Here is an 850-nt window from a genome sequence, read left to right as displayed (position 1 = left end):
TGAGCCCAGCCAGGCCAGGCTCTGCGCCAACTTCGCCGCCTGGCGAAGGTGCTCAGGGAGGGGGTCGTCGCGGTGCGTGCGCCACTGAGCGACCAGGTCGCGTTCGAGCCGCGTGTAGCTCTCCTCATCCTCGCCGAGATCGGCGCCCAGCAGAGCCCGATCCCACCGTTCGTACTCTTCGGGGTTGACCGTCTCCATTTAGGCCTGGGCTTGCAGCACATCGGACAGACGTGCCCGCTCCCTGGGTTCGGGTTCCTCACGTGCCATGACAACCAGGTGCACGACGCGGCCACCTTGTCACCGATCAGATAATGCTAGAATTCCTTGAGCCCACAGGTTTATGCGGATCAACTACAGGCGGAATAATAGCTAGTTCCCGCTGACAGTAATATGCAGATGATCGTAGTGTCCGCCTGTGATATCCGAGGGGTCATGCATTCCACCCCCGTTATACTCGCGCCACCCTTCATCGTCGCGATTCAGGGACCAGATCTTCCCATCCCAGATCAGATACTCGACGCTCAGGGTCTCGGCATTGTCTTTGGCCCAATTCGTGACATCCCAACCCAATTCTCGCTGTTCGGGGGTAGGGCGTTGCCCGATGGGATTGCCGAAAGTGCCATCACATGCTCTGCCGAGGGGGTGCTCGGATTTCGTGCCGGGGCGGGGTGAATAGCAGGACCAGCTGGTCTCGGGGAAGTGCTCGAGGGTCTGCTGGTAGACGTGGAGCATCCGCGCGGTGATCTGCCCGTCGGTGGTCGGATCGTCGACGAGCCGGTTGGGGTCGCCGTCACCGATCGGGTCCGGCTCGCCGCCGGGCCCGCTGCCGCCCTCCTCGCAGCTCTCGTCG

The 850-nt window shown here is 62.6% G+C and carries 2 protein-coding genes; both read right to left on the bottom strand.

Features of this window, described 5'->3' with window-relative positions:
- A partial coding sequence (locus HMPREF0183_RS12875) for a hypothetical protein (RefSeq protein WP_156798228.1) occupies positions 1-198 on the bottom strand: 198 nt, incomplete at its 3' end.
- A gap of 171 nt (positions 199-369) precedes the next feature.
- The coding region (locus HMPREF0183_RS12970; protein WP_005885323.1) for a VldE C-terminal domain-containing protein at positions 370-850 on the bottom strand (481 nt) is incomplete at its 5' end.

The organism is Brevibacterium mcbrellneri ATCC 49030, assembly GCF_000178455.1.
GTDB lineage: Bacteria > Actinomycetota > Actinomycetes > Actinomycetales > Brevibacteriaceae > Brevibacterium > Brevibacterium mcbrellneri.
This window is presented reverse-complemented; position numbering and strand designations above follow the sequence as displayed.